Source organism: Leclercia sp. UBA1284, from assembly GCF_002308415.1.
Taxonomy (GTDB): domain Bacteria; phylum Pseudomonadota; class Gammaproteobacteria; order Enterobacterales; family Enterobacteriaceae; genus Enterobacter; species Enterobacter pneumoniae.
This window is the reverse complement of record NZ_DBUS01000009.1, coordinates 53,391-67,847: the sequence shown is the minus strand read 5'-3', so window position 1 is coordinate 67,847 and position 14,457 is coordinate 53,391. Positions and strand designations below refer to the sequence as shown.

The window sequence follows — 14,457 nt, the reverse complement described above, 5'->3', positions numbered from 1 at the left end:
CACCCGGTTTCGCATTTAAAATCATCACAAGAAGCCCCATATCATGAAAAACGCAACGTTCTATATTCTGGACAACGATACACAACAGGATGGCCTGAGCGCCGTTGAACAACTGGTGTGTGACATTGCCGCAGAACGTTGGCGCAGCGGCAAGCGCGTGCTCATCGCCTGTGAAGATGAGCAGCAAGCCATTCGTCTTGATGAGGCGCTATGGGCGCGACCTGCCGAGAGTTTTGTCCCGCACAATCTGTCGGGTGAAGGGCCGCGTGGCGGTGCCCCGGTGGAGATAGCCTGGCCACAAAAACGTAACAGCAGCGCGCGCGATATCCTGATAAGCCTGCGTACTGGCTTTGCAGATTTTGCCACCGCTTTCACAGAAGTGGTAGACTTTGTCCCCTACGAAGATTCCCTGAAACAACTGGCGCGCGAACGCTATAAAGCGTACCGCCTGGCTGGTTTTAACCTGAATACGGCAACCTGGAAATAATGGAAAAGACATATAACCCACGCGATATCGAACAGCCGCTTTACGAGCACTGGGAACAGCAGGGCTATTTCAAGCCTAACGGCGATGAAAGCAAAGAGTCCTTCTGCATCATGATCCCGCCGCCGAACGTCACCGGCAGTTTGCATATGGGTCATGCTTTCCAGCAGACCATCATGGACACCATGATCCGCTACCAGCGCATGCAGGGTAAAAACACCCTGTGGCAGGCGGGGACTGACCACGCGGGTATCGCGACCCAGATGGTCGTTGAGCGTAAAATTGCCGCTGAAGAGGGTAAAACCCGCCACGACTACGGTCGCGACGCGTTCATCGACAAAATCTGGCAGTGGAAGGCAGAATCTGGCGGCACCATTACCCGCCAGATGCGTCGTCTTGGCAACTCCGTGGACTGGGAGCGCGAGCGCTTCACCATGGACGAAGGCCTTTCCAACGCGGTGAAAGAAGTGTTTGTCCGTCTGTATAAAGAGGACCTGATTTACCGTGGCAAGCGCCTGGTAAACTGGGATCCGAAACTGCGCACCGCCATCTCTGACCTGGAAGTGGAAAACCGCGAGTCAAAAGGCTCGATGTGGCACATCCGCTATCCGCTGGCCGACGGCGCAAAAACCGCAGACGGTAAAGATTACCTGGTGGTTGCTACCACCCGTCCGGAAACCCTGCTGGGCGATACCGGTGTGGCCGTTAACCCGGAAGATCCACGCTACAAAGATCTGATCGGCAAATTTGTGGTCCTGCCGCTGGTTAACCGCCGTATTCCGATTGTGGGCGACGAACACGCCGACATGGAAAAAGGCACCGGCTGCGTGAAAATCACCCCGGCCCACGACTTCAACGACTACGAAGTCGGTCGTCGTCATCAGTTGCCGATGATCAACATTCTGACCTTCGACGGCGATATCCGTGAAAGCGCAGAAGTGTACGACACGAAAGGCAACGAGTCTGATGTTTACGCAAGCGACATCCCGGCCGAGTTCCAGAAGCTGGAACGCTTCGCCGCGCGTAAAGCGATCGTCGCTGCCGTAGATGCGCTGGGCCTGCTGGAAGAGATCAAGCCTCACGATCTGACCGTGCCATACGGCGACCGTGGCGGTGTGGTTATCGAGCCAATGTTAACCGACCAGTGGTATGTGCGTGCCGACGTGCTGGCTAAACCTGCTGTTGAAGCGGTTGAAAACGGCAGCATCCAGTTCGTGCCGAAGCAGTATGAAAACATGTACTTCTCCTGGATGCGTGACATTCAGGACTGGTGTATCTCCCGTCAGCTGTGGTGGGGCCACCGTATTCCGGCGTGGTATGACAACGAAGGCAACGTCTACGTTGGCCGCACCGAAGACGAAGTGCGTCAGGAAAACAACCTGGGCGCTGACGTTGCCCTGCGTCAGGACGAAGACGTGCTGGATACCTGGTTCTCCTCCGCACTCTGGACCTTCTCTACCCTCGGCTGGCCGGAAAATACAGATGCCCTGCGTCAGTTCCACCCAACCAGCGTGATGGTTTCCGGCTTCGACATCATCTTCTTCTGGATCGCCCGCATGATCATGATGACCATGCACTTTATTAAAGATGAAGACGGCAAACCGCAGATCCCGTTTAAGACGATCTACATGACTGGCCTTATCCGCGACGACGAAGGTCAGAAGATGTCTAAATCCAAGGGTAACGTTATTGACCCGCTGGATATGGTCGACGGTATTTCGCTGGAAGAGCTGCTGGAAAAACGTACCGGCAACATGATGCAGCCGCAGCTGGCCGAGAAAATCCGCAAGCGTACCGAGAAGCAGTTCCCGAACGGGATTGAGTCTCACGGTACCGACGCCCTGCGCTTCACCCTGGCGGCGCTGGCCTCTACCGGCCGCGACATCAACTGGGACATGAAGCGTCTGGAAGGTTACCGTAACTTCTGTAACAAGCTGTGGAACGCCAGCCGTTTCGTGCTGATGAATACCGAAGACCAGGATTGTGGCTTCAACGGCGGCGAGATGACGCTGTCGCTGGCAGACCGCTGGATCCTGGCGGAATTCAACCAGACGGTGAAAGCCTTCCGTGACGCACTGGACAGCTTCCGCTTCGACATCGCGGCAGGCATCCTGTACGAATTCACCTGGAACCAGTTCTGCGACTGGTATCTGGAGCTGGCGAAGCCGGTGATGAACGGTGGTTCTGAAGCCGAGCTGCGCGGTACGCGTAATACGCTGATCACCGTGCTGGAAGGTCTGCTGCGCCTGGCGCACCCGGTCATTCCGTTCATTACTGAAACCATCTGGCAGCGCGTGAAGGTGATTGCCGGTATCAACGCCGACACCATCATGCTGCAGCCGTTCCCGGAGTTTGATGCCGCTAAAGTAGATGAAGCCGCATCAGCTGATACCGAATGGCTGAAACAGGCGATTGTTGCTGTGCGTAACGTTCGTGCAGAAATGAACATCGCCCCGAGCAAGCCGCTGGAACTGCTGCTGCGCGGTTGCAGCGAGGCTGCCGTTCGTCGTGTGAATGAGAACAGCACCTTCCTGAAAACCATGGCGCGTCTGGAGAGCATCACCGTGCTGCCTGCCGATGACAAAGGTCCGGTTTCTGTGACCAAAATCATCGACGGCGCCGAGCTGCTGATCCCAATGGCGGGTCTGATCGACAAAGATGCCGAGCTGGCGCGTCTGGCGAAGGAAGTGGCGAAAGTCGACCTGGAAATTGGCAAAATCGAAAGCAAACTGGCGAACGAAGGCTTTGTCGCCCGCGCGCCGGAAGCGGTCATCGCCAAAGAGCGCGAGCGTCTGGTTGCTTTCGCCGATGCAAAAACCAAACTGATTGAGCAGCAGGCGGTTATCGCAGCCCTGTAATGCTTTTACCCCTTACGCTTCAGGGCGTAAGGGGTTTCCTCCCTGAAAACTCCTCGCTTGCACTCCCTTTGCTCCAGTGCTATTAACAGCAGCTGTGTGTCAATTTTTGTCATGAGTAATGCTATGAGCGTGATTGCCCCCGTCGCGACGACGATGCGTCGTATCACTGAACAGGACAACCCGGCTATCGCCGCCGTTATCCGCACCGTTTCCGCCGAATATGGCCTCACGGCCGATAAAGGCTACACCGTAGCCGATCCAAACCTCGATGAGCTGTTCCAGCTATACAGCCAGCCGGGCCACGCCTACTGGATCATTGAGCAGGCAGGCAAGGTTGTGGGCGGTGGCGGCGTGGCGCCTTTGACCTGCAGCGAGCCCGATATCTGTGAACTGCAGAAGATGTACTTTCTGCCCGCCATTCGCGGCCAGGGGCTGGCGAAAAAGCTGGCGCTGGTAGCGCTTGAACACGCGCGCGCTGAGGGCTTCACCCGCTGTTATCTCGAAACCACCGCGTTCCTCAAAGAGGCCATTGGCCTGTATGAACACCTGGGCTTCGAACATATCGACGCGCCGCTGGGCTGCACTGGCCACGTCGACTGCGAAGTGCGGATGCTAAAGACCCTCTGATACTGCCCCCATTCTGTTAAGCGGCTGTAAACTGAATGCTCTACACTCTCAGTTCAACACCATAAAGGGGGAATAAAGATGTCGATGATAAAAAGCTATGCCGCGCCGCAGGCGGGTGCAGAACTTGAGCTGTACGAGTACGATGCGGGTGAGCTAAAAGCAGAAGACGTCGAAGTTCAGGTAGATTATTGCGGCATTTGCCACTCGGATCTGTCGATGATCGACAACGAATGGGGCTTTTCAAATTATCCCCTGGTTGCCGGGCATGAGGTAATCGGCCGTGTGGTTGCGCTGGGCACTGCCGCGCAGGACAAAGGGCTGAAAGTTGGCCAGCGCGTGGGCATTGGCTGGACGGCACGCAGCTGTGGACATTGTGATGCCTGTATCAGCGGCAACCAGATTAACTGTCTGGAAGGCACGGTACCTACCATTCTCAATAAGGGCGGGTTTGCCGACAAACTGCGCGCCGACTGGCAGTGGGTGATCCCGCTACCGGATAGCATTGATATCGAATCTGCAGGCCCGCTGCTGTGCGGCGGTATTACGGTATTTAAACCGCTGCTGATGCACCATATCACCGCCACCAGCCGCGTGGGCATAATTGGTATTGGCGGACTGGGCCACATCGCCATTAAGTTACTACACGCCATGGGCTGCGAAGTGACGGCGTTCAGCTCTAACCCGGCGAAAGAGCAGGAAGTGCTGGCGATGGGCGCCGATAAAGTGGTGAACAGCCGCGATCCGGAAGCCCTGAAAGCGCTGGCGGGTCAGTTCGATCTGATCATCAACACCGTGAACGTCGATCTCGACTGGCAGCCGTACTTTGAAGCGCTGGCCTACGGCGGTAACTTCCATACCGTTGGGGCAGTGCTGAAGCCGCTGCCGGTTCCGGCATTTACCCTGATTGGTGGCGATCGCAGCGTATCTGGCTCTGCAACCGGCACACCGTTTGAGTTGCGCAAACTGATGAAGTTTGCCGGACGCACCAAAGTGTCCCCAACCACCGAACTGTATCCGATGTCGAAAATCAATGAGGCTATCCAGCACGTGCGCGACGGCAAGGCCCGTTACCGCGTGGTGTTAAAAGCCGATTTCTGATGTGACTACGCCGGGTGGCGGCATCGCCCCACCCGGCTTTTCTTCGCTACTTCGCCAGCGCTTTAAACACCTCCGCCACCGCCACCGCACCCGGATCGGTCACCCCTTGAAGATTCTCTTTATTGACATAGGATGAACGCCCCGCACCGGCTTTGTGCATGCTGGCCGTCGCCTCTGCACCCTGCTGAGCGGCCTGTGCAGCAGCCTGAATATCCCCTTGCTGCAAAGCTTCCAGCGCGGGCTGGAGCGCATCGATCAGGGTGCGATCCCCAGGCGCGGCCCCACCGTAATGCTTCATTTGCGCCAACCCGCTCAACAACGACTCTGGCACGGTTTTACCCTCCAGCAACGACTGCCCGGCGGCGGTAAAGAAGATCGACATCAATACGCCGCTCGAGCCGCCCATCACCGTCGCCAGTCTTTCACCCACCAGCAATAACAACTTCGCGGGATCATTTAGCGGCAACTGCTTTTGCGCAAGGCGTTGGGCTATCTCCTTCGCACCTTGCGCAAAGGTAGATCCGGTATCGCCATCGCCTACTTTCGCATCCAGCGCGTTGAGCCGGTTTTCCAGATCCAGCAGCGTCTGCGTCGCTGCGCCCACCCACGCGGCAATTTGCGCATTATCGGAGGGGGTAAATTCCACTTTGTCGCGCACAACCTCGTGCGATACCGTACGCATTGGCGCAAAGGCGACGGTTTTTTGCCAGCCCAGGGTCTCCACCGGCGCATTGAGTGCCTGCTCAAAGGTGTCGTTCAGCTTCAAACACGAGAGCGAAAAGCCTTTCATATCCAGCGAACTGACCAGCGTCGCCGGGCCGATGAGCCAGTCAATCTGGTCTTTTACCGCTGAGTGCGCCAGCTCTTTGGTAAGCTGCGCCATCTCCAGCGCAGATACGCCGCCGAGGTTATTGATCAGAACCGCCAGCCGCCCGGCGCCAGCCTGCTCCTGCAGCGGTTTCACCAGGGTGTCGATGATTGTTTTACTGTTCTGGGTATCGACAATCGACGCACCCGGCTCACCGTGGATCCCGAGACCCAGCTCGACTTGCCCCTGCTGGATACGTCCCTCCTCTTCATCGCTGCCGGGCAGACTGCATGTGCGCATCGCCACACCGAGGCTCCAGAGGTTATCGCAGGCCTGCTGGGCGAGATCCCGAACCTCACGGAGCGATTTCCCCTGCTCGGCAGCGTAACCGGCTATCTTATGCACCAGTACCGTACCCGCAATGCCTCGCGGCTGCTTGTTATCAGGCAGAGCAATGTCGTCGGCCACGATCACCATTTCGACGTTCAGCCCGTAGCCCTTGGCCTTTTCCGCCGCGAGGCCAAAGTTCAGACGATCGCCGGTATAGTTTTTGACGATCAACAGGCAGCCATGCTCGCCCGTTACCGCCACGATCGCATTTAACACCGCGTCAACGCTCGGCGAAGCAAAAAGATCGCCGCACACCGCTGCGGTGAGCATCCCCTTGCCCACAAACCCGGCATGGGCGGGTTCATGACCCGAACCACCGCCGGAAATAACCGCCACGCGGCTTTTATCCCAGTCAGCACGGGCGACAACGCGAATAGCCGGGTCGATATCAAGCCTGGCGAGATTAGCGTGTGGTGTAGAAATCAGCATGCCTTCAATGGCGTCGTTGACCAGCTGTTCGCGGTCGTTAAAAAAGAATCTGGACATAATTTCCCAAAAAGTTGATAACCGTATGGAAAAGCATAGTCCGCACTGGGTAATGCGCAGTAAACAAAGGAATTTGCGCATAAGGTTGCCTATACTCCACCCAGTGCCCAGAAAAGGAATTGGATCATGAGTACTCCTCTGCTAATTGCTCGTACGCTGGATCACGAGCTGTTTCTCCTTCCTGCAATGGCAAACCGACACGGGCTCATTACCGGTGCCACCGGCACGGGCAAAACCGTCACCCTACAAAAGCTGGCTGAATCATTCTCAAGCTGTGGCGTACCGGTATTTATGGCCGATGTGAAGGGCGATTTGACCGGCATTGCGCAGGAGGGCGTTGGCTCAGAGAAGCTGCTCGCCAGACTGAAAAACATCGGTGTGACCGACTGGCAACCGCAGGGTAACCCGGTCGTCTTGTGGGATATCTTCGGCGAAAAAGGCCACCCGGTACGTGCCACCGTTTCCGATCTGGGCCCGCTGCTGCTGGCGCGGCTGCTCAATCTGAACGAGGTGCAGTCTGGCGTGCTGAATATCATCTTTAGTATTGCCGACGAACAGGGATTACTGCTGCTGGATTTCAAAGATCTTCGCGCTATCACCCACTATATTGGCGATAACGCCAAATCTTTCCAGACCCAGTATGGCAACATCAGTTCCGCCTCGATTGGCGCTATTCAGCGTGGATTGCTCACGCTTGAGCAGCAAGGCGCCGGGCACTTCTTCGGCGAACCGATGCTGGATATTAAGGACTGGATGCGCACCGACAGTAACGGTAAGGGCATCATTAACATTCTGAGCGCGGAAAAGCTCTATCAGATGCCCAAACTGTACGCCGCCAGTCTGCTATGGATGCTCTCTGAAATATATGAACAACTCCCTGAAGCGGGCGATTTGGAAAAACCCAAACTGGTGTTCTTCTTTGACGAAGCACATCTGCTGTTCAGCGATGCCCCGCAGGTCTTACTCGACAAGATTGAACAAGTGATCCGTTTGATCCGCTCGAAAGGGGTCGGCGTCTGGTTTGTTTCGCAAAATCCGTCCGATATCCCTGACAACGTACTGGGTCAGTTAGGTAACCGCGTACAGCACGCCCTGCGCGCCTTCACGCCAAAAGATCAAAAGGCAGTTAAAGCGGCCGCAGAGACCATGCGCGCCAATCCAGCGTTCAGTACGGAAGAGGCAATTCAGGCGCTGGGCACCGGTGAAGCCTTGATCTCCTTCCTGGATGTCAAAGGCAGCCCCTCAGTGGTAGAGCGCGCAATGGTGATCGCACCCAACTCACGTATGGGGCCCGTCACTGACGATGAACGTAACGGGCTAATTAACCACTCTCCGGTTTACGGCAAATACGAAGACGAGATCGATCGGGAATCGGCTTTTGAAAAGTTACAGGCGGGGATAGAGGCGAGCCCGCAGCAGCAGAGTGCTCCCACTGCGAAAGGCGATGCAGCGGCCACGGACGATGGCATTCTGGGCGGGCTCAAAGATATTCTGTTTGGCAGCACCGGGCCGCGCGGGGGTAAGCGCGACGGCGTGGTACAAACTATGGCGAAAAGCGCAGCACGCCAGGTCACCAATCAGATCGTACGCGGCATGCTGGGCAGCTTGTTAGGCGGACGTAGACGCTAAAGGTGATACCCACGGGCGCCCCAGGGCACTCCCCTGGACCCCGTGCTCATTGAGGTATTTATCGATTTCCACCATCCCCGTCCAGCGGTTCTCGCACCAGAGCGGTGCCAGCAGCGTTGGACGGCGGGCGCTGGCGGATATACGGTGGTAAACCACTTCTGGCGGCGTATGGCGGATCATCTCCCCCGCCGTCACGGTGTACTCTTCGAGTGTAATTCCGTTTACCCTTCCCGCTTCCCAGGCCTTTGCCATAATACTGCCGGTCACGATATGTAGCGGATGCAGCTTGATGCCATCCACGCCGGTTTCGACCACGTTTTCCAGCGTCTCGAGTCCCTGCTGGAGCCCCTCTCCGGGCAAGCCTACAATCAGGTGCGAACACACTTTAAGCCCCCGTTCACGCGCCAGCCGCGTAGTGCGCTGGTAGCAGGCAAAGTCATGGCCGCGATTAATACGGTGCAGCGTTTTGTCGTGCGCGCTCTGTAACCCCAGCTCCAGCCAGACTTCATAGCCCTGCGCGTGGTATTCGCTCAGCAGGTCTAATACGGCATCGGGGACACAATCCGGACGCGTGCCGACACAGAGCCCGACGATATTTGCCTGGCTTACGGCCTGCTGATACATGGCGCGCAGTACCTGCACCTCTGCCCAGGTGCTGGTATAAGCCTGGAAGTAGGCCAGATAATGTCTGGCGCGATTGACCCGGCTCGCCTGATGCGCCAACTGTTCAGCGATGGAGTGCTGCTGTTGTGTTTCATCGGCGAAAGAGGCCACGTTGCAGAAGGTACAGCCGCCACGGCCAATAGTTCCATCGCGGTTGGGGCAGCTGAAACCACCGTGCAGCGTCAGCTTATGGACCTTTTCGCCATAACGACGTAAAAGATCCCCACCAAACATATTGACTAATTTCTGTAACTGCATAATCTGATAGACCGCCCCGCTGAAAGGGGCCTAGCCTGCCATTTTTAGCCACAGTCGGCGATGACCTGGATCAATCGCCCTGGACGGCTATTATTCATTTGAATAAAAAATCAAGATTACTGCAATTTCATTCAAGCATTCGCCAATTACTTTTCCTTATGTTCAGCCGCTTTTTTTCATTTATAGCGTCACTGCTGAAAAACAGTGTGATTATGCGGGTTTGATCGCCACCCCAGAGTAATATCCTGCCAAAAACAAGCTTTTCAGCATCCCACGTGGATAATACCGCTTTCAGATAGTGAGTCAGATCACACTACCCCGCTCCCTCCCTTGGCCTTTTGTGGTTGTAAAATTCGTTAAATACCTTTTTATTTCAATCAATTAAACATGCTTTAGCACATTTTCGTATAAATAAGATTGCCATTTGACCTGATAACCGATTCCCGATAAGTTGGAAATCCGCTGGAAGCTTTCTGGATGAGCAGTCTGCTCATCATATTTATGCAGTAATTGAGATTCCCTCTGAAGCAAGTCCTCAAACTTGTTTACCTGCGCGAAAGGATGAAAAAGAGGGCGAATGCGAGGTACGCGTATGAAACGCAAACCCCGTCGCCATGCTCTTTCTGTGCCTGTGCGCCACGGTTAAGTTCAGTGGGAAGCCCGACGAGCCTGGGGAGGTTCACTGATATGTTGTACGATAAATCCCTTGAGAAGGATAACTGTGGTTTCGGCCTGATCGCCCACATAGAAGGCGAACCTAGCCACAAGGTAGTGCGTACTGCCATTCACGCACTGGCCCGCATGCAGCACCGTGGTGCCATCCTTGCCGATGGTAAAACCGGCGACGGTTGCGGTCTGCTGCTGCAAAAACCGGATCGTTTCTTCCGAATCGTAGCGGAAGAGCGCGGCTGGCGTTTAGCCAAAAACTACGCTGTCGGCATGCTGTTCCTGAATCAGGATCCTGAAAAAGCTGCCGCCTCACGCCGCATCGTCGAAGAAGAACTTCAACGAGAAACTCTGTCGATTGTCGGCTGGCGCGATGTGCCTACCAACGAAGGGGTGCTCGGTGAAATCGCCCTCTCCTCGCTGCCTCGTATTGAACAGATTTTTGTCAACGCGCCTGCGGGCTGGCGTCCACGCGATATGGAACGCCGTCTGTTCATTGCGCGTCGCCGCATTGAAAAACGTCTTCAGGAAGACAAAGAGTTCTACGTCTGTAGCCTCTCCAACCTGGTGAACATCTATAAAGGTCTGTGTATGCCGGCTGACCTGCCGCGCTTCTACCTGGACCTGGCGGACCTGCGTCTGGAATCGGCCATCTGCCTGTTCCACCAGCGCTTCTCCACCAACACCGTTCCACGCTGGCCGCTGGCTCAGCCGTTCCGCTATCTGGCGCACAACGGCGAGATCAACACCATCACCGGTAACCGCCAGTGGGCGCGCGCCCGTACCTATAAGTTCCAGACGCCGCTGATCCCCGATCTACACGATGCCGCACCGTTCGTGAACGAAACCGGCTCGGACTCCAGCTCCATGGATAACATGCTTGAGCTGCTGTTGGCTGGCGGGATGGATATCGTCCGTGCCATGCGTCTGCTTGTGCCACCGGCCTGGCAGAACAACCCGGACATGGATCCTGAGCTGCGCGCGTTCTTCGACTTTAACTCCATGCACATGGAACCGTGGGACGGCCCGGCGGGCATTGTTATGTCTGATGGCCGCTTTGCCGCCTGTAACCTGGACCGTAACGGCCTGCGTCCGGCGCGCTACGTCATCACCAAAGATAAGCTCATCACCTGCGCGTCTGAAGTCGGCATCTGGGATTACCAGCCTGACGAAGTGGTCGAGAAAGGCCGCGTCGGCCCGGGCGAGCTGATGGTTATCGATACCCGTGGCGGGCGTATTCTGCACTCCACTGAAACCGATAACGATCTGAAAAGCCGCCACCCGTACAAAGAGTGGATGGTGAAAAACGTTCGTCGTCTGGTGCCTTTTGAAGAGCTGCCGGACGAAGAAGTGGGTAGCCGTGAGATGGATGACGATGCGCTCGCGAGCTTCCAGAAACAGTTTAACTACAGCGCAGAAGAGCTGGACTCGGTTATCCGCGTACTGGGCGAAAATGGCCAGGAAGCGGTCGGATCAATGGGCGACGATACCCCATTTGCCGTCCTCTCCAGCCAGCCGCGTATTATTTATGACTACTTCCGCCAACAGTTTGCGCAGGTAACCAACCCGCCAATCGATCCGCTGCGTGAAGCGCACGTCATGTCGCTTGCCACCAGCATCGGTCGCGAGATGAACGTCTTCTGCGAAGCCGAAGGCCAGGCACACCGTCTGACCTTTAAATCGCCGATTCTGCTCTATTCCGATTTCAAACAGCTAACGACGCTGCAAGAGGATCACTATCGCGCCGACACGCTTGATATTACCTTCGACGTGACCGAAGCGACCCTCGAAGAGACGGTAAAAGCGCTGTGCGACAAAGCGGAGCAGATGGTACGTAACGGTACCGTGCTGCTGGTGCTCTCTGACCGCAACATCGCCAAAAACCGTCTGCCGGTGCCTGCGCCGATGGCGGTGGGGGCGATCCAGACGCGTCTGGTGGATAAGAGCCTGCGCTGCGACGCCAACATCATTGTTGAAACCGCCAGCGCCCGCGATCCGCACCACTTCGCCGTGCTGTTAGGCTTTGGTGCGACGGCCATCTACCCGTACCTGGCCTACGAAACGCTGGCGAAGCTGGTCGATAGCCGGGCCATCGACAAAGATTACCGCACTGTCATGTTGAACTACCGCAACGGTATCAACAAAGGTCTGTACAAGATCATGTCCAAGATGGGCATCTCGACTATTGCCTCTTACCGCTGTTCGAAGCTGTTTGAAGCCGTGGGTCTGCATGACGATGTGGCAGAACTCTGCTTCCAGGGCGTGATCAGCCGCATCAGCGGCGCGGGCTTTGCTGATTTCCAGCAAGACCTGCTCAACCTTTCCAAACGTGCATGGCTGGCGCGTAAACCACTGGAACAAGGTGGTCTACTGAAATACGTTCACGGGGGCGAATACCACGCCTATAACCCGGACGTTGTGCGCACGCTGCAGCAGGCAGTGCAGAGCGGCGAGTACAGCGACTATCAGCAGTACGCTGAACTGGTCAATAACCGTCCGGCGGCAACGCTGCGCGACCTGATTGCCCTGAATCCGGGTGATGAAGCGGTCAGCATCGATGACGTTGAACCGGCGTCCGAGCTGTTCAAACGCTTCGATACCGCGGCGATGTCTATCGGCGCGCTCAGCCCGGAAGCTCATGAAGCGCTGGCAGAAGCCATGAACAGCATCGGCGGCAATTCGAACTCCGGCGAAGGCGGCGAAGATCCTGCCCGCTACGGCACCAATAAAGTGTCGCGCATTAAGCAGGTGGCATCCGGTCGCTTTGGCGTAACGCCTGCGTACCTGGTCAACGCCGACGTGATTCAGATTAAAGTCGCTCAGGGGGCAAAACCGGGCGAAGGCGGTCAGTTGCCGGGTGATAAAGTCACGCCGTACATCGCTAAATTGCGCTACTCGGTGCCCGGTGTGACGCTGATCTCCCCGCCGCCGCACCACGATATCTACTCTATCGAGGACTTAGCGCAGCTGATTTTCGACCTGAAACAGGTTAACCCGCAGGCGATGATCTCCGTGAAGCTGGTTTCCGAACCGGGCGTCGGCACCATCGCTACCGGCGTGGCAAAAGCCTACGCAGATTTGATCACCATTGCCGGCTACGACGGTGGTACCGGCGCAAGCCCGCTCTCCTCCGTGAAATACGCGGGCTGTCCGTGGGAACTGGGCCTGGTGGAAACCCAGCAGGCGCTGGTGGCGAACGGCCTGCGCCACAAGATCCGCCTGCAGGTGGACGGGGGTCTGAAAACCGGCCTCGACATCATCAAGGCAGCGATCCTGGGTGCTGAAAGCTTTGGCTTCGGCACCGGCCCGATGGTGGCGCTGGGCTGTAAATACCTGCGTATTTGCCACCTCAACAACTGCGCAACCGGTGTGGCAACCCAGGACGAGAAGCTGCGTAAGAACCATTACCACGGTCTTCCCTTCAAAGTGACCAACTACTTTGAATTTATTGCCCGCGAAACGCGCGAGCTGATGGCGCAGCTGGGCGTGAAGCGACTGGTGGATCTGATTGGCCGTACCGACCTGCTGAAAGAGCTGGAAGGATTTACCGCCAAACAGCAGAAACTGGAGCTGAGCAAGCTGCTGGAAACCGCGCAGCCGCACCCTGGCAAAGCGGTCTACTGCACCGAGAAAAACCCGCCGTTTGACAACGGTGTGCTGAATGCACAGCTGCTGCAGCAGGCGAAGCCGTATGTGGATGATAAGCAGAGTAAAACCTTCTGGTTTGATATCCGCAATACTGACCGCTCCGTCGGCGCATCGCTCTCCGGCTACATCGCGCAAACGCACGGCGACCAGGGCCTGGCGTCCGATCCGATTACCGCGCACTTCAGCGGCACGGCGGGTCAGAGCTTCGGCGTATGGAACGCGGGCGGCGTTGAGCTGTACCTGACCGGCGATGCCAACGACTACGTGGGTAAAGGCATGGCGGGTGGTCTGCTGGCGGTACGTCCGCCGGTCGGTTCTGCCTTCCGTAGCCACGAAGCCAGCATTATCGGTAACACCTGCCTGTACGGCGCGACCGGTGGTCGTCTGTTTGCAGCCGGTCGTGCGGGTGAGCGTTTTGCAGTGCGTAACTCCGGTGCTATCACCGTGGTAGAAGGTATTGGCGACAACGGTTGTGAGTATATGACCGGCGGGATCGTCTGTGTTCTGGGCAAAACCGGTGTGAACTTCGGTGCCGGTATGACGGGCGGCTTCGCCTACGTGCTGGACGAAAGCGGTGATTTCCGTAAACGTGTAAACCCGGAGCTGGTTGAAGTGCTGGATGTTGAATCCCTGGCGATCCACGAAGAGCATCTGCGCGGTCTTATCACCGAGCACGTGCAGCATACCGGTTCTTCACGCGGCGAAGAGATTCTGGCGAACTGGCCAGCCTTCTCCTCGAAATTCGCGCTGGTTAAACCGAAGTCCAGCGATGTTAAAGCCCTGTTGGGTCACCGTAGTCGTAGCGCAGCAGAGCTGCGCGTGCAGGCGCAGTAAGGGGTAGC

At 56.7% G+C, this 14,457-nt stretch carries 8 protein-coding genes; 6 read left to right on the top strand and 2 right to left on the bottom strand.

All coding sequences use genetic code 11. The annotated features are described in order from the left end of the window. Positions 1-43: 43 nt before the first annotated feature. The 4 genes from holC to ahr all read left to right on the top strand — a co-directional run bounded on the left by holC (position 44) and on the right by ahr (position 5,067). Positions 44-487, top strand: a complete 444-nt coding sequence (holC, locus tag B3511_RS18845; RefSeq protein WP_040073860.1) for a DNA polymerase III subunit chi — start codon at positions 44-46, stop codon at positions 485-487. Next, positions 487-3,342, top strand: a complete 2,856-nt coding sequence (locus B3511_RS18840) for a valine--tRNA ligase (protein WP_286790066.1) — start codon at positions 487-489, stop codon at positions 3,340-3,342. Before holC ends, B3511_RS18840 begins: the two co-directional genes overlap by 1 nt. Positions 3,343-3,465: 123 nt before the next feature. After that, positions 3,466-3,969 carry a GNAT family N-acetyltransferase gene (locus B3511_RS18835; protein WP_046885773.1) on the top strand — a complete coding sequence of 168 codons (504 nt, stop codon included), beginning with the start codon at positions 3,466-3,468 and terminating at the stop codon, positions 3,967-3,969. A gap of 78 nt (positions 3,970-4,047) precedes the next feature. Continuing rightward, on the top strand, positions 4,048-5,067 hold the full coding sequence (ahr, locus tag B3511_RS18830; protein ID WP_286790065.1) for an NADPH-dependent aldehyde reductase Ahr: 1,020 nt from the start codon (positions 4,048-4,050) through the stop codon (positions 5,065-5,067). Positions 5,068-5,113: 46 nt separating this feature from the next. Here ahr and B3511_RS18825 read toward each other — a convergent pair whose 3' ends face one another. Continuing rightward, a complete protein-coding gene (locus B3511_RS18825; RefSeq protein WP_286790064.1) occupies positions 5,114-6,751 on the bottom strand; it encodes a glycerone kinase in 1,638 nt (545 codons plus the stop codon). A 126-nt stretch (positions 6,752-6,877) separates the two neighbouring features. Between B3511_RS18825 and B3511_RS18820 the strand changes: the two genes are divergently transcribed. Next, positions 6,878-8,380: a helicase HerA-like C-terminal domain-containing protein gene (locus tag B3511_RS18820; protein ID WP_286790063.1), complete on the top strand. Its 1,503-nt coding sequence runs from the start codon at positions 6,878-6,880 to the stop codon at positions 8,378-8,380. Here B3511_RS18820 and B3511_RS18815 read toward each other — a convergent pair. Continuing rightward, a complete protein-coding gene (locus B3511_RS18815) occupies positions 8,360-9,301 on the bottom strand; it encodes a TIGR01212 family radical SAM protein (protein WP_212476783.1) in 942 nt (313 codons plus the stop codon). The two genes, B3511_RS18820 and B3511_RS18815, sit on opposite strands and share 21 nt — an antisense overlap. A gap of 687 nt (positions 9,302-9,988) precedes the next feature. On the opposite strand from B3511_RS18815, the gene gltB reads away from it, so the two are divergent. Further along, positions 9,989-14,449 carry a glutamate synthase large subunit gene (gltB, locus tag B3511_RS18810; protein ID WP_286790062.1) on the top strand — a complete coding sequence of 1,487 codons (4,461 nt, stop codon included), beginning with the start codon at positions 9,989-9,991 and terminating at the stop codon, positions 14,447-14,449. The last annotated feature ends 8 nt before the right edge of the window (positions 14,450-14,457 follow it).

Excerpts from the sequence above, each read along its gene's own strand:
- holC (WP_040073860.1), top strand. The coding sequence starts at position 44 with ATGAAAAACGCAACGTTCTATATTCTGGACAACGATACACAACAGGAT.
- B3511_RS18840 (WP_286790066.1), top strand. The coding sequence starts at position 487 with ATGGAAAAGACATATAACCCACGCGATATCGAACAGCCGCTTTACGAG.
- B3511_RS18835 (WP_046885773.1), top strand. The coding sequence starts at position 3,466 with ATGAGCGTGATTGCCCCCGTCGCGACGACGATGCGTCGTATCACTGAA.
- ahr (WP_286790065.1), top strand. The coding sequence starts at position 4,048 with ATGTCGATGATAAAAAGCTATGCCGCGCCGCAGGCGGGTGCAGAACTT.
- B3511_RS18825 (WP_286790064.1), bottom strand. The coding sequence starts at position 6,751 with ATGTCCAGATTCTTTTTTAACGACCGCGAACAGCTGGTCAACGACGCC.
- B3511_RS18820 (WP_286790063.1), top strand. The coding sequence starts at position 6,878 with ATGAGTACTCCTCTGCTAATTGCTCGTACGCTGGATCACGAGCTGTTT.
- B3511_RS18815 (WP_212476783.1), bottom strand. The coding sequence starts at position 9,301 with ATGCAGTTACAGAAATTAGTCAATATGTTTGGTGGGGATCTTTTACGT.
- gltB (WP_286790062.1), top strand. The coding sequence starts at position 9,989 with ATGTTGTACGATAAATCCCTTGAGAAGGATAACTGTGGTTTCGGCCTG.